This window comes from uncultured Spongiibacter sp., from assembly GCF_964011655.1.
In the GTDB taxonomy this organism is placed as follows: Bacteria; Pseudomonadota; Gammaproteobacteria; order Pseudomonadales; family Spongiibacteraceae; genus Spongiibacter; species Spongiibacter marinus.
The window spans coordinates 77,757-96,700 of sequence record NZ_CAXGPO010000001.1 but is presented as its reverse complement, the minus strand read 5'-3'; the positions used below and the strand labels follow the sequence as shown (position 1 = coordinate 96,700).

General features: G+C 54.7%; 19 protein-coding genes. 10 read left to right on the top strand and 9 right to left on the bottom strand.

Translation table 11 applies throughout. From position 1 onward, the window contains the following. Positions 1–67: 67 nt before the first annotated feature. Both ABNS66_RS00470 and ABNS66_RS00465 read left to right on the top strand, forming a co-directional pair. Entirely contained in the window at positions 68–739 is a 672-nt protein-coding gene (locus ABNS66_RS00470; RefSeq protein WP_239547411.1) for an OmpA family protein, read from the top strand. 60 nt (positions 740–799) lie between these two features. Further along, on the top strand, positions 800–1,261 hold the full coding sequence (locus ABNS66_RS00465; RefSeq protein WP_027873210.1) for an LEA type 2 family protein: 462 nt from the start codon (positions 800–802) through the stop codon (positions 1,259–1,261). Between the two features lie 8 nt (positions 1,262–1,269). On the opposite strand, the gene ABNS66_RS00460 is transcribed toward ABNS66_RS00465, so the two are convergent. Further along, positions 1,270–2,064, bottom strand: coding sequence for a ParA family protein (locus tag ABNS66_RS00460; RefSeq protein ID WP_027873209.1), 795 nt, complete (start codon positions 2,062–2,064; stop codon positions 1,270–1,272). A 75-nt stretch (positions 2,065–2,139) separates the two neighbouring features. Beyond that, on the bottom strand, positions 2,140–2,412 hold the full coding sequence (locus ABNS66_RS00455) for a DUF1145 domain-containing protein (protein ID WP_286839765.1): 273 nt from the start codon (positions 2,410–2,412) through the stop codon (positions 2,140–2,142). Between the two features lie 96 nt (positions 2,413–2,508). Here ABNS66_RS00455 and ABNS66_RS00450 point away from each other — a divergent pair, with 96 nt between their 5' ends. Next, positions 2,509–3,135 (top strand): riboflavin synthase subunit alpha, encoded by a 627-nt coding sequence (locus ABNS66_RS00450; protein ID WP_286839767.1) that lies wholly within the window; start codon positions 2,509–2,511, stop codon positions 3,133–3,135. Between the two features lie 35 nt (positions 3,136–3,170). Here the strand turns inward: ABNS66_RS00450 and ABNS66_RS00445 are convergent, their stop codons facing one another. Beyond that, a complete protein-coding gene (locus ABNS66_RS00445) occupies positions 3,171–4,298 on the bottom strand; it encodes a nitronate monooxygenase family protein (RefSeq protein WP_204994735.1) in 1,128 nt (375 codons plus the stop codon). A 214-nt stretch (positions 4,299–4,512) separates the two neighbouring features. On the opposite strand from ABNS66_RS00445, the gene ABNS66_RS00440 reads away from it, so the two are divergent. Continuing rightward, positions 4,513–4,713, top strand: coding sequence for a YdcH family protein (locus ABNS66_RS00440; protein ID WP_027873205.1), 201 nt, complete (start codon positions 4,513–4,515; stop codon positions 4,711–4,713). Between the two features lie 248 nt (positions 4,714–4,961). Next, positions 4,962–5,738, top strand: coding sequence for a methyltransferase domain-containing protein (locus ABNS66_RS00435; RefSeq protein ID WP_286839769.1), 777 nt, complete (start codon positions 4,962–4,964; stop codon positions 5,736–5,738). 340 nt (positions 5,739–6,078) lie between these two features. Here ABNS66_RS00435 and ABNS66_RS00430 read toward each other — a convergent pair whose 3' ends face one another. From ABNS66_RS00430 to ABNS66_RS00420, 3 genes are all read right to left on the bottom strand, one after another. After that, positions 6,079–6,201: a hypothetical protein gene (locus tag ABNS66_RS00430; RefSeq protein ID WP_267878898.1), complete on the bottom strand. Its 123-nt coding sequence runs from the start codon at positions 6,199–6,201 to the stop codon at positions 6,079–6,081. Positions 6,202–6,477: 276 nt separating this feature from the next. Beyond that, a complete protein-coding gene (locus ABNS66_RS00425; protein WP_286839771.1) occupies positions 6,478–7,656 on the bottom strand; it encodes an FAD-dependent oxidoreductase in 1,179 nt (392 codons plus the stop codon). After that, on the bottom strand, positions 7,649–8,383 hold the full coding sequence (locus ABNS66_RS00420; protein WP_286839772.1) for a glycerophosphodiester phosphodiesterase family protein: 735 nt from the start codon (positions 8,381–8,383) through the stop codon (positions 7,649–7,651). The genes ABNS66_RS00425 and ABNS66_RS00420 overlap by 8 nt, the downstream gene beginning before the upstream one ends. Positions 8,384–8,515: 132 nt before the next feature. Here ABNS66_RS00420 and asnS point away from each other — a divergent pair, with 132 nt between their 5' ends. Beyond that, on the top strand, positions 8,516–9,910 hold the full coding sequence (gene asnS / locus ABNS66_RS00415) for an asparagine--tRNA ligase (RefSeq protein WP_286839773.1): 1,395 nt from the start codon (positions 8,516–8,518) through the stop codon (positions 9,908–9,910). Positions 9,911–9,932: 22 nt separating this feature from the next. Here the strand turns inward: asnS and ABNS66_RS00410 are convergent, their stop codons facing one another. Further along, positions 9,933–11,948, bottom strand: a complete 2,016-nt coding sequence (locus tag ABNS66_RS00410) for a VacB/RNase II family 3'-5' exoribonuclease (RefSeq protein WP_286839775.1) — start codon at positions 11,946–11,948, stop codon at positions 9,933–9,935. A 223-nt stretch (positions 11,949–12,171) separates the two neighbouring features. On the opposite strand from ABNS66_RS00410, the gene ABNS66_RS00405 reads away from it, so the two are divergent. Then, complete coding sequence (locus ABNS66_RS00405) at positions 12,172–13,557, top strand: PhoH family protein (protein ID WP_286839777.1); 1,386 nt, start codon at positions 12,172–12,174, stop codon at positions 13,555–13,557. A gap of 108 nt (positions 13,558–13,665) precedes the next feature. Further along, positions 13,666–13,908, top strand: coding sequence for a hypothetical protein (locus ABNS66_RS00400; protein ID WP_286695143.1), 243 nt, complete (start codon positions 13,666–13,668; stop codon positions 13,906–13,908). 46 nt (positions 13,909–13,954) lie between these two features. Here the strand turns inward: ABNS66_RS00400 and ABNS66_RS00395 are convergent, their stop codons facing one another. Beyond that, positions 13,955–14,359 carry a DUF971 domain-containing protein gene (locus ABNS66_RS00395; RefSeq protein WP_286839778.1) on the bottom strand — a complete coding sequence of 135 codons (405 nt, stop codon included), beginning with the start codon at positions 14,357–14,359 and terminating at the stop codon, positions 13,955–13,957. Between the two features lie 188 nt (positions 14,360–14,547). Between ABNS66_RS00395 and glyA the strand changes: the two genes are divergently transcribed. Both glyA and ABNS66_RS00385 read left to right on the top strand, forming a co-directional pair. Then, positions 14,548–15,810 (top strand): serine hydroxymethyltransferase, encoded by a 1,263-nt coding sequence (glyA, locus tag ABNS66_RS00390; RefSeq protein ID WP_204994727.1) that lies wholly within the window; start codon positions 14,548–14,550, stop codon positions 15,808–15,810. 210 nt (positions 15,811–16,020) lie between these two features. Then, positions 16,021–16,596 (top strand): hypothetical protein, encoded by a 576-nt coding sequence (locus ABNS66_RS00385; RefSeq protein ID WP_286839780.1) that lies wholly within the window; start codon positions 16,021–16,023, stop codon positions 16,594–16,596. Positions 16,597–16,696: 100 nt separating this feature from the next. Here the strand turns inward: ABNS66_RS00385 and ABNS66_RS00380 are convergent, their stop codons facing one another. Further along, the gene (locus tag ABNS66_RS00380) at positions 16,697–18,937 is read right to left on the bottom strand and encodes a PKD domain-containing protein (RefSeq protein ID WP_286839782.1); all 2,241 of its coding nucleotides are present in this window, start codon (positions 18,935–18,937) and stop codon (positions 16,697–16,699) included. Between the last annotated feature and the right edge of the window lie 7 nt (positions 18,938–18,944).

Below are 18,944 nucleotides of genomic sequence, written 5' to 3'. Positions count from 1 at the left end.
AAGCTTGTGCCATTATCGAGTCAGAGTCTGTAGCAAAAACAGACATACCAAAGTGTTAGGGGGAAATATGATCCGTATTCAGAAGTCCATGCGCCTCGTTGCATGTATCACCGTCGCGCTATTTGTCACTGCGTGTAGCATCGACCCGTACACAGGGGAAGAAAAGGCCAGTAATACCGCTAAGGGTGCCGGCTGGGGTGCACTAGGGGGTGCGGTACTGGGGGCGGCAGTATCCAGTAAGAAAGACCGTAAAAAAGGTGCATTGATCGGCGCTGCAGCCGGCGCTGCTGCGGGTGGTGGCTACGGTTATTACATGGACCGCCAGGAAGCCAAACTTCGTGCCCGCCTGGAAGGCACTGGCGTTGGCGTGCAGCGTGTGGGCGATACCATCAAATTGATTATGCCGGGCAATATCACCTTTGATACCGGTAGTTCCGTCATCATGAGTGGCTTCACCAGCGTATTGGACAGCGTCGCGCTAGTCGCTAAAGAGTTTGATAAAACGCTGATGCAAGTGAACGGTTACACAGATTCGACCGGTAGTTTTCAGACTAACCAGACACTGTCAGAGCAGCGTGCAGGCAGCGTCGCGCGTTACTTTATGAACCAAGGTGTTGCGTCGAGCCGTATTCGCGCAACAGGTTATGGTCCTCGCGACCCAATTGCGGACAACAGCACAGCCTCCGGGCGTGCTCAAAACCGCCGTGTAGAGATTGAACTGCTGCCCATGCAGCAATAAGTCACTACTCTTCTGCTTGGGGCGCCGCTCGGCGTCCCTTCTCTTTTCAAGGCAAATTCCGTGAATAAATTCTTTGTTGCTGCCATTGCGCTGCTGTTGAGTGCCTGTGCAAGTTTTAGCCCTATTACCAAGCCAGAAGTGGCGATAACCCGCATTAATGTTGGTGCGTCCAACGGCCTTCAGCAGCAATTGCTGGTGGGCTTGCAGCTGGATAACCCAAATGGCTTTGAGCTGAATTTGGGACGGCTGCGTTATGAAATGCACCTGGCTGGCAGCAAGCTGGCATCGGGCAGCTTTAATGAAGAAGTGCGGGTGCCGGCGAATGGCCAGAGCAATATTGAGGTGCCAGTGGGTATAAACCTGCTCAGTGGCATTGGCCTACTGCGCAATTTGCTGAGTAACGTTGGTGCCGACCTGGATTACGAGCTCAAGTTGAGTGCAGATGTGGGCAACTTCGGCCTGGGGGATATGACGGTCGTCAAGAAGGGCGTTGTCGGCATCAATGGCCGAGCAACGCCTTAGTTGCAGTGCTATGCCCGGCGTGCGGCCTTGCTGCCGCTGTCGCTCAAGCTGTCGTGCAGTGCAATCAACTGCTGCGTGAGTTTGTGGGAGGGGGCAAGGTGCACAAGCGGCAATTGTCGGTTGCGCGATTCCTTCATTTTTACAGAGCTGCTCAGGTATTGTTCGAAAACAGGCAGCTCGTTAGCGCGCAGACTGTCTACCAACTGAGCGGGCAAGCTCGCCTGGGCCTGAAACTGATTGACCACAATACCTTCTAAATGCAACCCGGGGTTGTGGTCTTCGCGAATCTCTTCCACGGTTTCCAGTAAGCCCATCAGTGCGCCCTGCGAAAAGCTATCGCAGTCAAAGGGGATGACCAGGCTGTCGGCGGCAATCAGGGCTGAGCGGCTGTAAAAATTCAATGCGGGTGGCGTATCGATATAGATATGCTCATATTCTTTTTCCAGCTCGCGCAGGGCATCGCGGAGTTTGTAGATTTTGTGTCGGCTCTCGAGTTCGCGCTCGATCACTGCTAACTCGGGGCTTGACGGCATCAAGTAGAGATTGTCGAATTCGGTTTCGTATACGCAGTCACCCGCGTCTTTGCTCTTGCCAAAAAGAGCCAGCTTTTGCTTAAAAAAGCTGGCGGCATTGTCGTCGAGGTCGCGAAACTGTTCACCGACGAGGTACTCGCTGCTGTTGCCTTGGATGTCCAAGTCGATCAGCAGGGTTTTAAAGCCTTTCCAGGCGCTGATAGCTGCCAGGTTGCAGCTGATACTTGTTTTGCCCACGCCACCTTTTTGGTTAAAGATAACCCGCTTCATTGACTCGCCCTATTGCACATTGTTCGAAGTGGATAATGCTAGCAGTTCCGCGGGTTGTGGGCTATGGCTGATGACTTAGACTGCGGTAGATTTACGCTCATTCAGCCACGCCGACGTTCGGCCTAGGCCAAGTAGCAGCACGGTGATGTAACCCAGCGCCAGGTTGTTGGCGTAATCGCGGTGCAACTCTTTGCGGAAGATGAGGCATTCACAGAAGTGAGCGGCTAAAAGGCCGTAGCCGACCCAATTGATCCAGTGGCTGCTGTCGCCAGCCAAGGGTTGGAAAAAGTTGATCACGAAAGCCAGCCAAAATACCAGTGTGGCAATGTTCATTATACGGAGTCCCATAGGCACCTCTTGTTGTTATTACTTTGCGGATAATTGTTGGCCACGCATAATGCGATATTCGTAGTATTGCTGCAATCACTAGCCAGGAGTTGATGGATGTATACAGGCATTGTTCAGGGCGCCTTCCCCCTGTGTGGTTTGATCGATGAGCCGGGTTTGCGACGCCTGGCCGTGGATCTGCCCGAGTCTCTGCAAGATGATCTGAGCATTGGTGCCAGTGTTGCGCTAGATGGCGTATGTATGACGGTCACTCGCATCGATGGGCCGACAGTGCACTTTGACGCGATGCAGGAAACGCTGTCGCTCACCACGCTGGGGCAGCTAAAAATGGGTGACAGCGTCAATGTTGAGCGTTCCGCTAAGCAGGGGGCGGAAATCGGCGGTCATCTGATTTCCGGCCATATTGATGGACGGGCCAAAGTCTGTGAGGTGCAGCGTTCTGAAAACAATGTGAGTTTGTTTTTCCAGTTGCCCGAGGCCTTGTGTAAATATGTGTTCCACAAGGGCTTTATTGGCTTGCACGGTTGCAGCCTGACCGTGGCGAGCATGGATAAAGAGCGCGGTATTTTTTCCGTCTGTTTGATTCCGGAAACGCTTCGCAGTACTAATTTAAGTGCACTGGTGGTGGGCAGCGAAGTGAATATCGAGGTGGACCGTCAGACCCAGGTTATTGTCGACACGGTGGAAAGGGTGTTGGCAGAGCAGGGCGTAAACCGGGAGTAAAAACGGCGCCTTCAAGGCGCCGTTTTTCTGGGCTTTTACGCGTCTGGCATCAAGCTATTGATGCGATCCAGCGCGTCGACGTACTCGTTGATCAGGCGGAACACCACATTGCGGGTGGACTCGACCTCGTTGATTTGTCCGACGACCTGTCCTACCGGGTTGAAGGCAACTTTTTGACATTCGCCGACTGCGGCATATTTGGCGGTGCGACGAATGCCGTCGCCGGTAACCAAGCCTTGCAGCGGCATGCCCAGCGGCTCAGGGTTGCCGGGGGTCGACCACGCATCGGTCCAATCATTCTTGAGCATTCGGCAGGGCTTTCCGGTCCAGGAGCGTGAGCGCACAGTGTCTTCACTGGTTGCTTTTAGCAACGACTCTTTTTGTGCAGGTTCGGCATGCGCCTCTTCAACGGTCAGCCACAGTGAGCCGCTCCATGCACCAGCGCAGCCCATTGCCATCGCCGCCAGCATTTGTTCGCCGCTACCAATGCCGCCAGCAGCCAGTACGGGAATGTCGCCCGCCGCTTTTACGGCCTGTGGCCAGAATACGATAGAGCCAACATCACCAGTGTGGCCGCCACCTTCGCCGCCCTGGGCAACGATAAAGTCCAGACCCGCTTCGCGGTGAGCTTTTACCTGCTTAACTTTGCCGCACAGTGCGCCAACCAGGCGGCCGCTGTCTTGAATCATTTTGACCTTGTCAGCCGGTGGTGTGCCGAGGGCGTTCGCGATCAGTTTACACTTGGGGCGTGTGAGGGCTTCTTTGAGCAGCGGAGTGGCTGTGGCTTCTGTCCAGCCAAGCAGGCCCATACCCTTGCTACCGTCTGGCCATTCGGGAACGCCGTGGTCGGCCAACAGTTTCTGTGCGAACTCCACGTGTTCCTCGGGCACCATATCCCAGAGCTGCTTTTCCAGCTCTTCGGGGCTCATATCGCCCATGCCTTCATATTTTTGCGGAATAACGATGTCCACGCCGTAGGGCAGGTCACCAATGTGGGCGTCGATCCAATCAAGTTCTTCTTTTAGTTCTTCGGGCGAAAAGCCAACCGCGCCGAGTACGCCGATACCGCCAGCTTTACTTACGGCCACCACGACGTCACGGCAGTGAGTGAATGCGAAGATTGGGTACTCGATACCCAGTTTTTTACATAGTTCGGTTTGCATTACCTAAGCCTCTGAATCAGGGCAACACCCGCTGGCGTGCCGTTCAATGAATACGCGCTACAGTATTGCTAAGGCCGTGGGGGGCAACAATGGCGTAAGTTATCATTGCCCAGTGACGAAAAAGATCAGTGGCTTGCCCTGATGACGCTTGTTTTCGCATGGCCGGGGGGGTAACAATAAGGGCTTCGATCCAACCCTGGAAAATGACCGTACTATGGATAATTGCCTTTCTGCAGGTGCGCGTCTATTGCTGCTCAAGCGCCGGCATCGCGCCTTAGACGAAGAAATTTCGTTGTTGGCGTCGAACCCCTGGCAAAATCAGTTGCTATTGCAGCGCCTAAAAAAAGAAAAACTACGCATTAAAGACACGATCGAACGCCTGCACAGCGAGATGATTCCCGACATTGACGCCTAGTGTTTGTGAGATATATCTCACAACACGGGCTGGTGATAACGCCTGTTGGCCCAACGTCGAGCCTGCTCTAATAGCAGTCGTCAGGAAGACTAAGGCATTCAACGGATTGGATGCGACAGTGGAAGTCGAATTTTCAGAAAGCCGGCGCTTGCGCCGGCTTTTTGGTTTCTGGCGTTTACTCCTTAATTGCCGTCGCGGCGATCACCTTCTACACTGCCCGCCTCATTTTTTGCATTGACGCTAGCCCAATGTCCGACCGAAACTTTGACGGAATTGCCCAACGCTTTCAGCGCAATATCTATGGCAATCCGAAAGGCCAACTTCGCCTGGCAATTTGCCGCCGAGAGCTCGAGGAAAAGCTACCAGCGCTTTTTGGTGGTGAGCCGGTAAGCATTTGGGACGCCGGCGGTGGATTTGGGCAAATGGCCGAGGTCTTTCTCGAGCAGGGGCACCGGCTTGAGCTCAATGATATTTCACAGGAGATGCTCGATCTGGCAGGGGAGCGTCTATCTTCATACTGCCGCTCAGGGCAGTTGTCGTTGTCCCATGCGCCTATCCAAGGTATGGCCGCTCAGGGACAGTTTCAGTTGGTGATCTGTCATGCCGTGCTGGAGTGGGTGGCCGATATGGAGCAAGTGCTGCGCCACCTCGCTGCAGGTATAAAAGAGGACGGCCACCTGTCGCTGATGTTCTATAACCTCAATGCATTGGTATTGGGCAATATGATTAAGGGCAATTTATACAAACTGCGTGACGAGGATTTTGCCGGACACCCCGGAGGTTTAACGCCGCCATCGCCCCGCCGGCCGCAGGATGTTGAGGCGGCGCTTTCCGCGGTGGGCCTTGAGGTGGTATCGCGCCGAGGGGTTCGCATTAGCCATGACCTAATGTCCAGACAATTACGCCGCGAGCGCAGCGTTGACGACATGCTTGAAATCGACTGGCAGTACGGTGCTCAGGAGCCGTTTTGGGCCTTGGGGCGTTATGTTCACTTGTTGTGCCGCCACAAGAGCGGGGCGGTCTAGTTGGCAATTCGAACTGCGGCACCTGAGAATGCGTGGGTGCTACGTTCTGGTAGGGGCGTTAATGTGTGGCGGGGAATTGACTGCCCGCCGATGTGGCGGGCGGCATTTCGTCGCGATGATGATGGACTGGCGACGGTTTGTACTCAGCTGCCGGCGTTGGAGATGGTATGCCTGCAGTAGCTAGCGTTTACAGCGCGATTAAACAGGCAATAAGCCCCGCTGCGACAATGCTGATAAAGCTCACGCGAGCAGTGATGTCAGCATAAATTTCTGCATTGTTCATTTCAGTTGCAGTGATCGCTTTCATAGTGTGATCCTCTCGGTTTTGCTGCTGTGGTTTTTACAGTGCAACGATGCTGGCAATAAAGCCGGCGGCAATGATGCTGGCCAGTGCAAGACGGGCTGCGATATCCGTTACCACTTCTGCTTTGTTGATCTCGTTGATAGTCAATGTATGAGCCATGTTGTTTCTCCTGTGAATGTCTTGATGACAGGGTCAGTATAGGGAGAAAGCGGCTTAACAGGGGTTACAGGGAGGAGGGGAGTCGGCGTCGTGTGTGTGGCCTAAGGTGGCGAAAATTAAGCTTATGAATGCTAGATAATTATAATAAAATCAGTGTGTTAAATGAATTCTAAGCAAAAGTTCATCATTTGTTTAAGCCCCTGCCATCATGTCGCGGGGGTTAAATTGCTGTAATAGATGGGAAACGGCGGGGTCGCCGCTTCCCATGTAAGCAATTTACTGCCGGGGAGCGAGGGGCGTGCGCCGGGTGTCTGCTCGCGGTGTCCGGGGGCCTAAGCGTTTGCTCAGCAGCCCGAGCACTCGCTCTGCCGTGTGACGATAGGCGGTGAGCTTGCCGCCGTATACCGACAGAATTTTCGGGCTATTTTCGTCGTCACACATTAGGAATGTGTCGCGCAGGCGTTTGTTGGCACTGTCGTCCGAGCGCGGTAGAACGCGCAGCCCTGCCCATGCGTCGATAAGCGCGGGTTTCTCACCCGGGAAAAAGTGGCTGAGCGTATCTTGAAGGTAGGTGATTTCATCGTTGCTTGGCGCGATATTATCTGGGCCATCGCGGTGAATGATCTCGGTGGTGCCAACCAGTGTATGCTCGCCCCAGGGCATGGCAAAAACGGCGCGCCGGTCGCTGGGAGCCTCCATGTAGTAGACGCCGCGCCCGAGGCGTTTATCGACCACAATATGGCTGCCGCGCACAAGTTCGATCTCCTCGGTCATCGCTGCGTTTTCGATGCGCTGCGACGTTTGATTTACCCAAGGGCCGGTGGCATTAACCAGGCTTTTGCAATGGCAGCGGCGCTCACCGTCAGCCGTGTTGAAGGTCAGCGAATAGCCATCTTCGTTCTTTTTGGCTTTTAACAGCTCCCAGCCCGTGAAAGTTTGCGCGCCCAGTTGCGCGGCGGAGTCGACAACAGCCTCGGTTAGCAGCCGGTCGTCGGTTTGACCGTCCCAGTATTGGAATACCGCCTGCAGGCCATTGGTATCCAGACCATCAAGGTTGTGCCACTCTTCTTTCTTCAGTTTACGGAAATGCCCCAGTGGGCCGCCGCCACTCAACAAGTAGTAGAGCGTTAAGCCGGCGCGAATTTGCCAGGGGCGGCGCGAGGTATTTTTATAAATGGGAATATAAAAGGGTACCGGGCGAACAAGCTCTGGCGCATTGCGCAGCAGCTGGGCGCGTTCGCGCAGGCTGTGGAACACTAGGGAGAATTGCGCTGTTTCCAGATAGCGCAGACCGCCATGAATTAATTTGCTTGAGCGCTGAGAGGTGCCTGCCGCCCAGGTTGCGCGCTCGAAAATACAGCTGTCGTAGCCCGCTGCCGCTGCGGCTTGGGCAATGCCTGCGCCCTGAACGCCGCCGCCAATGATGGCAACTTCGGTGTGGATATCGTTAGACAAGGTGGAGCTCCTGTAATACTTCGCCAATATTAAAACTTTCTATTCCGGCGGCTCCGCGTTCGAACCAGTCGCGGGCCTCCAGGGCGCTGCCTACCTCATAGATCAGCAGCGGTAGCGGCAGGGTGCGCAGATCGGTCTCTACGGGGACGCAGTTGCGGTCCATAAACACAATTTCAGGCGTCAATTCAGCCAGCGACGCCAGCTGCCAGTCCGGCCAGTAGTCGAAAACCGCGCCGCACCGCTGCCAACCGTTGTTCTTGGCAACCAGCAGGGCGTCGAGCTCAAAGCTGATGAGCACGCAGCGGTGTTGGTAGCCCTGCAGGGCTTGCGTGACCGCGCTGACCATGGCGTTTGCGCCAAACTGGGCGAGACTTTCCCCTTTCAGCTCGACATAAATATCTACCGACGGGTAGTCGTCGAGTAAATCGGTCACCGCCTGTAGGGGGCTGAGCGGCGTGCCTCTGAACTGGTCTCCAAAGCGCTCGGGCTCGTAGGCTGACATCGTTGCAAGTTCGGCCGCCGTATAGTCCCAGATCATGCCGGGTTGTTGGCACAAACGTGTTAACGCTGGGTCGTGGAAGATAAACGGTGTCCCGTCAGCACTGAGCTGCACATCTAGCTCGAGCTTAACCGCGCCCACGCGAGCCGCTTCGCGCAGTGCCAGCAAGGTGTTTTCTGGGAAGTGCCGTCGCCAGCCACGGTGGGCGACAAAATTTTCGATCTGCATAGGGTCTTTCCTGCCAAGGGGGCAACTTTAGCTGTTACGTCTTACAGGAAAAAGATGGTTGATGCACAATAGCCAACTATTTGCTTTATTGCTTGAGAAATTGCGCGGTTATGACGCGTTCAGGGGAGGGATATGCTGGGAACGTCGGTTAAAAAGCTACTTAGTGGTAGCGTAGAGCTGGGTGCAACGGTCGAGATAAAGGGGTGGTTGCGCAGTCGTCGTGACTCCAAGGGTGGCTTCTCTTTCTTGGCGGTGAACGACGGCACGACCCAGCACGCCTTGCAGGTGGTGGCGCCGGGCGAGTTGGCTAATTACCAGTCGGATGTGCAGCGCTTAACGGCCGGCTGTTCGCTGCGCGTTGTCGGTACGCTAGTCGCCTCTCAGGGTAAAGGACAGAGCGTGGAAATTCAGGCGGAGGAGATCGAGGTCTACGGCTGGGTCGACGACCCCGATACTTACCCTATCGCCAAAAAGCGTCACAGTTTTGAATACCTGCGTGGGGTGGCGCACCTGCGCCCGCGTACCAATACCTTTGGCGCGATCACGCGTGTGCGCACGGTGCTGGCCAATGCGGTGCACCGCTACTTCTTTGAGCGCGACTTTCAGTGGATTAATACGCCGCTGATAACGGCCAGTGACTGTGAGGGCGCCGGAGAAATGTTTCGTGTCAGCACGCTTGATTTGCAAAACCTGCCTCGCGATGCCCACGGCGCCGTCGACTTCAGTCAGGACTTCTTTGGCCGGGAGGCATTTCTTACCGTATCGGGGCAGCTCAATGCCGAGGCGTACTGCCTGGCGATGAGCAAGGTATATACCTTTGGGCCGACCTTTCGCGCGGAAAACTCAAATACCAGCCGGCACCTGGCTGAGTTTTGGATGGTTGAGCCCGAGGTGGCTTTTGCCAACCTTGACGACGATGCCGCCTTGGCAGAAGATTTTTTGCGCTACCTGATTAAGCAGGTGCTGGAGCACTGCGAAGACGACTTGGCCTTCTTTAATCAGTATATCGACGACACGGTGCTGTCGCGCTTGCAGGCGGTGTCTGAGCGTGAATTCGCGCGTATGGATTACACCGAGGCGGTGAAAATACTCACATCAGCGAAGGCCTCTTTTGACTACCCGGTGGAATGGGGGCGAGACCTGCAATCCGAGCACGAGCGCTATCTTTGTGAGCAACATGTGGGTGGGCCGCTAATCGTCAGTAACTACCCGAAAGATATAAAAGCGTTTTACATGCGCCTGAATGACGATGGCAGAACGGTAGCTGCCATGGATGTGCTGGCACCGGGCATTGGTGAAATTATCGGCGGCAGCCAGCGTGAAGAGCGCCTGGACGTTCTCGATCAACGCATGAAGGATCAACAGTTGGAAGGGCTGGAGTGGTATCGTGACCTGCGCCGCTACGGTACCGTGCCTCACGCTGGCTTCGGCCTGGGTTTTGAGCGGCTGTTGAATTACATCACCGGCATGGACAATATCCGCGATGCGATTCCCTTCCCCCGCGTACCGAGGCACGCGGAGTTTTAAGGGGCGTCACTCGCGCTGGTGCTCAGGCTATTGTGAACAGTAACTTGCGCTGGAAGGGGTCGATCTCGGCCACTTTCACCGTAACTGCCTGTTCCAGTTGATAGTTTTGCTGATCGTTATAAAGGCGCAGGGTGTCGGCGTCGAAACTGAGCTTTTCCGGAATCGATCGAGCCTCAACGAAGCCGCTGATACCGCTATCGTGGAGCTCGACGGTAAAGCCGCCGCCATTGAGGTGGGCAATGTGGCCCGCGTAGGTCTGCTCCGAGGGCTGTTTGGCCAGATACTGGTACTGTAGCCATTGTTCCATTTGCCGGCTGGCTTGGCGCACATTGCGCAGTTTTTCTTGCAGTTGAGCAATGGCATCGTCGCTCAAGTCGCCGCCGCTGCTGTTGTCCAGACAGGCGCGAATGCAGCGCTGCACAACCAAGTCGTTGTATTTACGCAGCGGCGAGGTGAAGGTGCTGTAGCAATCGAAGCCCAGCCCAAAATGTGGGCGTGGTTCGGCGCTAAGCTCCCCCGGCTGAAGCATGCGAGCCATAATGCTGCGCAGCGGCAGTGGGCTATCTGCCTTAGACGCGGCGCTCAATACGCGCCGGTAGCCGTCGAGTTCCTGAACCGACACGTCGCTATATTCTGGCAGGGCGTGGTCGACCAGCTTGCCGATACTCTCGAGGCGTTCCTCTCTGAATCCGGCGTGACCATTGTATAAAGCACGGTCGGTGCCGCGCTTTTCGCGCAGCCATAATGCGGCGCTGCGGTTGGCGGCGAGCATGCATTCTTCTACCAAGCGGTGGGCGTCATTGCGATCCTGGCGGACGATGGCGGTGATGCGGCCCTGCTCGTCCAAGTCATAGTGAAAATCTGCTTGCTCAGGCATGATCAGGGCATTTTCTTCACGCCACTTGCGCAACGCCCCGCAGGCTTGATGTAGCGCCTCAATACTGGCGTGAGGCAGTTGAGGGCCTCCTGCCAAGTGGGCGGCGACGTCGTCATAGCTAAGTTTTGCACGGGAGCGAATCAGGGCTTCTGAGAAAGCAATATCTTTGATTTCGCCGCTTTGGCTAATTTGCATGCTACAAACCAGGGCGGCGCGCTCAACATCTTCTGCCAGTGAGCAGAGGTCTTGGCTGATGCGCTCGGGCAGCATGGGCTGAGTGCACCCTGGTAGATAGACCGTACTCGCGCGCTGCTGGGCGGCGCGATCCAATTCGCTGCCTGCGTCAATGTAAGCGCCGGGGTCGGCTACCGCGACTTGCAACGTCCAGCCGGCGTCGTTGGCCTCTGCGTAGATCGCATCGTCGATATCTCGCGTGCTGGCAGAATCAATCGTTACAAAGGGCGTGTTGCGCAGGTCCTCACGTTGGTTTGCGCGGCTGTCGATGAGCTCTTCCTCGGCGGGCCACCCAAAAGGCAGCTCAAATTTACACAGGGTATACTTGCCCTCTACGCCAGCGTCTTCGGGGCTGCCGATTTTACTCAGTACTTTTACTTGAGACTTGCCATCTTTCCAGGGGTGGCGATGGACTTTGCAGTGCAGGTAATCCCCGGGTTGCGCTTTTTTGCGCTCAGAAGGCGGGATGAAGAGCAGTTTATTAAAGCGGGGCAGGTCGGGCTCCACAAAGTGCCCCTGCCCACGAACGATGTATCGGCCTGTAAAACTTGTCAGAGGGCTATTGACCAGTTTCTCCAGCTCGCCCTTAAACTTGCCCTTGTCATCGGTCAACACATTGACCTTTACCCGGTCGCCGGGAAATACGCGCAGCATCTCGTCGGGGGGGAGAAACACATCTCGACCATCATCTAGGCGCACAAAGCCGAAGCGGCGCTGGCTGCCGCGTACCTCACCTTCGCCCTGATCCTTACTTTCAATGATGTCGGTTTTCAGCTGCTTTAGCTGTTGCAGGGCGTTTTGGTCGAGCATGGTGTTGAGATACCTTGGCTTTCGGTCTGAGAAAGGGGCGATAGGGTAGCGGAAAACCTCCGCCGCGTCTTGCTCGCCGAGGTTATGGGCGCATTGGGCACCAGATTTAGTTGACATCACCGCGGCAGCTTTTAATATTCAAGACAGCATGTCCTTATTGGAGCAGCCGTTTGCCCCATTCCGACAAGGCCCGATGGGCCATCAGTTGTAGGCTTGGTAGCCGCTATGCGGGGGCAGTCATGCCGCCGTCTTCTCTTCCTCAAAACATCCTCACCACGTTGCTCGTCGCGCGACTGAGCAACGGCCCGATTTGTTTCTTGCAGCCAGTAGAGAGCCCCTGATGGAAAAAATCTTTGTTCTGGATACCAATGTTCTATTGCATGACCCGATGGCCCTGAGTGCTTTCCATGAGCACCGTGTGGTCGTGCCGATGACGGTGCTCGAAGAGCTTGATCACATTAAGGACCGGCGTGACAAGGACGTAAGCCGTGAGGCGCGCATTGCGATCAATGCGATTGATAAAATTCTATTCAAGGCCAGCCCCAAGCAGATTCAGGAGGGGGTGCCGATCCCGGCGACGCGTGAAGGCGAGGCTGCGGGCTCTCTGGCGATCTTTCCCGATCAATTAATCAGTCACGATACCGAGGCTCCCTATCTGGATGGCAGCCAGCAGCAGGCGAACGACAACCGTATTATTAACGTTGCCTTGCACTTACAGGTGAAAAACCCAAAGGCCTACGTTTGTTTGGTAACCAAAGACATCAACATGCGTTTGAAGGCCAAGGGGTCAGGGCTGGAAAATGTTGAGGACTACCGGCGGGATCGGGTGCTGGATGATATCCAGTATATGGCGAAGGGCTATGAACACCTGGCCGGGCGATTCTGGGACCAGGTCGACAGTGTGGAAACCCTGCGGGAGGGGCCGCAAACCCTGCATGTTTTAAGCAGGTCGGTGCTTCCCCATGTGCATATCAATCAGTTCATCTACGATGACAGCGGCTTTGCCGGTTTGGTGAGAGCGGTAGATGATGACCGGGTTGAGTTATTGGATCTGTGCCCTGAGCAGTTAATGCACCAAAGCCTGTGGGGCCTCACGCCGCGTAACATGGAGCAGGCGATGGCATTTTTTCTCATCGCCCAGGCGGATATTGATATGACTGTGCTCACCGGTCCGGCTGGCTCGGGTAAAACCCTAATCGCACTGGCCTATGGCTTGCACGCGATACTTGAAGAAAAGCGTTATGACAAGTTGATTGTGGCGCGGTCGACGCCGCCAATTGCCGAAGATATCGGCTTCTTGCCTGGCACCGAGGAAGAAAAAATGGCGCCGTGGTTGGCCGCCTTTGATGACAACCTCGAGGTGTTACACGGGGGGGATGAGTCGCCCTACAGCAGCATCGAGTATGTTAAAGACAAGGCCAATATACAGTTTAAGTCACTAAACTTTATGCGCGGTCGTTCGTTCAACAATGCCTATATTGTCATCGATGAGGCGCAGGGCTTAACCCAGTTTCAGCTTAAGTCGATTATCACTCGGGTGGGGGTTAACTCGAAGATCGTGGTGCTGGGAAACCTGGCACAAATCGACAACAAATATATTTCGCCGCTTACTTCCGGGCTAACTTACTTAGTCGAGAAAAGTAAGCATTTCGCCCACGCCGGGGTGATGCATGTAAATGGCATAGAACGATCTAGGTTAGCGGCGTTTGCTGAAGAAAATTTGTAGGGCTTGCCTCGCCGTCTGTCAATAGGGTGAATCCGCGGTAGTCGCTGCACTGCACCTTTATTAATGTTGGGGTATGAAACTCGGCGTTAAATTGGAGGGAGTGCGGCCATGATTGAAGAAAAGCGTGTTGGTGCGGAACCTGTGCCTCACAACCTTTCTGAGCTGCTTACTGAGCTGCAGCGAACGTCACTGCGTCGTATTGAAAATTTTGGCTGGCAGATCAAGTTTATTCGTCGTCCCCGTTTTCAGCCGCCCGTTGTCGTTGTTGAAAATACGACGGGAATGAACATTGGTATCCTGGAGGAAGATGGCGGCGTTAATCTCCGTCCGGCCATCTCCCTGAGAGACTGATTTCGACTAGGGGCTGTTCACACTACGTAATTAGTGCGAACCGGCCCTAGCCCTTGTTTGGGTCGACGAGTGTGACGACTTGCTCATCTGGGTCGCGGCTGGCATTTGCCGCCCGCAACTCTGCGAGATAGCCTTCCCATAAGGTCTGATGATTTTCGCCGAGTTCTCGCAAGTAGCGCCAAGAGTATATCCCGCTGTCGTGCCCGTCATCGAACACCAGCTGAATCGCATAGTTCCCGACGGCAATAATATCGCGGATCTCCACATTCAATTTGCCAGTTTGCAATACCTCCTGGCCGCGCCCGTGGCCGCGTACCTCCGCCGAGGGTGAGAAGACACGCAAAAATTCGCAGCTGAGCTGGTAGTGACTGCCGTCGGCGTAGCGGAGCTCCAGCAGGCGTGATTTCTTGTGTAGCTTAATTTGCTGGGGCGGCATATCTGTTTGATTCATATGAGTATTTCCAGTTTCTCTGGCGACATCATAGCTGAGCGTTGGTGCGCTGTAGAGTGCAAATTCGAAGAATCTAAGTCGCTACCGCTCTGCGTAACAAAGTTGGCGGCCTAAAACGGTGCCGGCGGCGCGCGTTTATTGTACAATGCGCGGCTTTTCTTAGCCTGTATCTGCCTTGCGGGGGTTCTATGTTTAACAAAGAGATGACGATAGCTGGTTTCGACGACGATATTTGGTCTGCAATCCAGGAAGAAGAGGTTCGTCAGGAAGAGCACATCGAGCTGATTGCTTCCGAGAACTACACCAGCCCCCGCGTAATGCAAGCTCAGGGTACGGCGCTGACCAATAAATACGCCGAGGGCTATCCTGGCAAGCGCTACTACGGCGGTTGTGAGTATGTGGATAAAGCAGAGTCTCTGGCCATTGAGCGCGCCAAGGCACTGTTTGGTGCTGACTACGCAAATGTTCAGCCTCACTCGGGCTCACAGGCAAATGCAGCGGTATATCAAGCGTTGGTGCTGCCAGGTGAGACAGTGCTGGGTATGAGCCTGGATGCGGGTGGTCACTTGACTCACGGCGCCAAGCCAAACTTTTCTGGCAAAACCTATCATGCTGTGCAGTATGGCCTGAACAACGACACGGGCGAAATCGATTACGCACAAGTAGAGGCCTTGGCTCTAGAGCATAAGCCCAAAATGATTGTGGCGGGCTTCTCCGCGTACTCGGGCATTGTCGATTGGGCGAAATTCCGTGAAATCGCCGACAAAGTGGGCGCCTACCTGATGGTTGATATGGCTCACGTGGCGGGTCTGGTCGCGGCGGGCATCTACCCCAACCCAATGCCCTTTGCCGACGTGGTAACCACCACGACTCACAAAACCCTCCGTGGTCCGCGTGGCGGTTTGATCCTGGCAAAAGCCAACGAAGAAATTGAGAAGAAGCTGAACTCTGCCGTTTTCCCAGGTGGTCAGGGTGGTCCGCTGATGCATGTGATTGCCGCTAAAGCGGTGAGCTTTAAAGAGGCAATGAGCCCTGAGTACGTCGACTACCAAAAGCAGGTGGTTGCCAATGCAAAAGCGATGGCCAAGACCTTTATCGATCGCGGTATCAATATTGTTTCAGGCGGTACCGAGAACCACCTGATGTTGGTGGATCTGATCGGCAAGCCTTACACCGGCAAAGACGCTGATGCAGCGCTAGGGGCAGCGAACATCACCGTGAACAAAAACGCGGTTCCTAACGATCCGCGTTCACCGTTCATCACCAGTGGTCTGCGCGTAGGTACGCCGGCAGTGACAACTCGCGGCTTCAAAGAAGCAGAGTGTATCGATCTGGCCAACTGGATGTGCGATGTATTGGAAGCGCTCGAGTCTGGTGATGCCAGCGCAAAAATTGAAGAAGTGAAAGCGAAGGTGCTTGAGGTTTGTAAGCGCCACCCCGTTTACGCTTAATGTAAATTGGGTTGCAAAGCCGGGCATTGCCCGGCTTTTTTTTGCCTGTGCATTTGCTGCATTCCCCTCTAAAATGGAGATGGAGTGTTGCTATGAATTGGTCTGCTTGCCGAGCGCCGGAGATGCAACAGTCGAGCAGGAACTCGAAATACGTCGGCACCTAATTTGGACTGTGTCGATGTGTATTACTCGTGGATATTGGAGTGCTTAATGAAGAAGAAAATAATAGGTGTGACTTGCGCAGTGCTAATGACGGCGTGTGCAAGCACCGAGCAGGCAGCAGATACGCAGCAGTCACAACAAGGTGCGGGTGGACTCCCTCAGTGGGTGATGAATCCTTACATCGACGATGGTTTTGCCAGTGCTCAGTGCGTGCCGTATTCCAGTAATATGTCGATCGACCGCCAGCTTGCCGTTGCCAATGCGCGGACGGATTTAGCCCAACAGCTAGAAACGAAAGTTGCAGTTTTGGACAAGGTATTTCGCGAGCGCACGGATGTGTCCAGCGGCGTATCCAGCGGCTCAACCTTCTCATCGGTGGCGAAGCAACTTACCCAGCAGACGCTGATTGGCACACGAGCTGAGCGTGTGGAGTTTGTTGAGATCGACGGGAAGAAAAACCTGTGTGTATTGGTGACAATGGGGCGCGATAAAACCCTGGCACTGTTTGATAACCTGTTGGCCGCGAGTGAGCGCCAGGTGCAGCCAGATACCCGAGAGGTGCTTTTGCAGCAATTTAAGGGCGCACAAGCTCAGCAGGAGCTGAACGAAGAAATGGCGCGCTAATACGTTGCGTAAATGCTATGGGTCGCTGACGCCGCGACCGTAAGCGCACAAAAAAGCCCGCCATTGGCGGGCTTTTTTGTGGTTGCAATAATACTGCTAACTAGTCTTGGTCCAGATCAACCTCAACGACGACTTCCTCGGCGTTGTCCACAAATCGCTCGTCAGTGAACACAACTTCACCGTTGTCGATAATGTCGACTTCGTAGTTCACGCCGCCCGGTACTTCAAAGACTTCATCTTCGCCTTTGTCGAGAATAACGAATTTGTAGTAGTCGTAATAACCATCGGGTTCATCGATGTTATCGATGCCGATAGTGAAGGCGCCGCTGCTAAAGTCGTTGGCGATATTGCGAATAATCAACTTGCCGGTATTGCTGATAACCACTTTGCGTGACGCCGTGGCGGTGTTGCCCTGGTCGTCGGTAACCGTCAGTTTAATTTGGAACTCACCGTCTTGTGTATAGGTGTGATTACCCAATGGAATACCGTCATCGACGACTGTGCCATCACCTAAGTCATAGCTGTATTTAACGATATTGCCGCTCGGCGATATTGACGACAGCGCATTGAGAATACCGGTGTTGAATTCGCCGTTATTATCGAGTGAGCCGCGAATGACATCGCTGTATTGGTCATACAAACGTGCGGTAAGCGCACCTTTGCTGCCGGCATCCTTGCTGACGGGGAGGTAGAACAGCTGGCTGGCCGACTTAATTTCGCCTGCGCTATTTCTGCCGCCAATGCGGAAGCCAAGCTCGCCCTCGACATCGGGAACTTGAATCTCAAAGCTGACATTACCGCTATTGCAGGGGCCGTCCGTGCTGGTGCGATTGCCGTAGCAGATGCTTGTGTAACCCAGCTGGGACTCATCCAAATTGAATTCATCAATGCTTGCCTGGTCCATTTCCAAAAGCTCGCGCAAGGGCTCGTTGAGGTTCGCGTAGCCAATGTAAATGCGATAGGTGCTGCCGGGTTTGGCGGCAGGCAGGCGACGGTCCGGGCCCAAGCCGAAGATGGCAAAGTCCGAAGTCAGGCCATCGGGGCCTGCATTGAGGTAGTTGCCTTCCAGCAAGCCGACAAATTCCATGCTGTCCGCTGCGTCTGCTTCATTGACCAGCGTGCCGCGACCGAGAAAGGCCAGGCGCGCAGGGCCAAAGGGTTGGTTGTACAGTTTTTCCACCTCAAAGCTGCCATTGCTTTGGTCGGCAGAATAAGTCTTGCCGTTAAAGCTGATGCGAACCAGTGGGCGGTAGTATTTGCCTGCCAGGCTATCCCATTTGCTTTCGGTAAAGTCGATGCGCTCCTCACCGCGCTCGTCTGGGAGACGCAGGTCGAGCAGGGCGGGGTAGGTGTTTGACGTCGGAGCGCTGGTTTCAATCACGCGGGTGAAGTTGTAGCCAGAATCGTTGACCGGCGAGGTCGTGCCAGCATCTGCGTTGGCTTCCTCGCCATCGACGACTTTCAAGCCGATGGAGTAAAGCACTGCGCCAACGGGGTTGCTGTCATCGAAAGACCAACCGAAGTCGGTGTAGTCAATAGCTGTGGTACCGTCACCATTTTTGCTGCGCGCCCAGCCGTTGATAGGTACCACCGTGCCGTCCTGGCCCTCTTCCCAGGAGTTGGTCCACTCAACAACACCGAGGCCATTTTTCAAATACAGATAGTAGGAAAAGCGCTCCCCGTAGTATTTGATAACGATGCAGTTCTTCTCACCGCTGATCGGCGCTGTCGCATCATCGTCAATGAGGGTTGCCGTCCAGCCGGTGCCTGAGCTGAAGTTGTAAAACAGCGGTACGATGGTGGGGCCGGCTACCCAGCTGTCGCCAACTTCAACCTTGGCGGGGAAGAGCAGGGCGGGTTGAGGCTGTCTGAAGGGCGCTACACCCAGGTCTGACTTGAGTTGTTCGGCGGTTTCAGTCAAGTAGATGTTGCCGCGACTGTCCTTGGCAAAGTTATGGAAAATTGGCGCGCTGATGTCGTTGCTATTCGGTGTCACGACATAGTAGCCCAGGCGCAGGGTCTTGATACCACGCGAATCTTCGATGACGGAGGTCTTCCAGACGCGATCCGTTTCAAAGTCGCCGAATCCTCTCAGGCGCATTTCCGAGCGATCGGGAAAGCGAAATTCCTGTGAGCCAAACGTCACAGCGATATCCGCGCTGTCGTCCTCAAACGTAAGGTAGGTGTTCAGTGATAGTTGCGGGTCGTAATTCAGGTTAATGACGGGCTCGGTATTGGCGTTGGGTTCTTTGTACTCGGTACCTGATTCGTCAAATACGCAGCCCTGGAGGCTGAGCCCAAGGGCTACAGCCGCTGACGCTAGAATATTAAATTTTTTCATGGCTGTG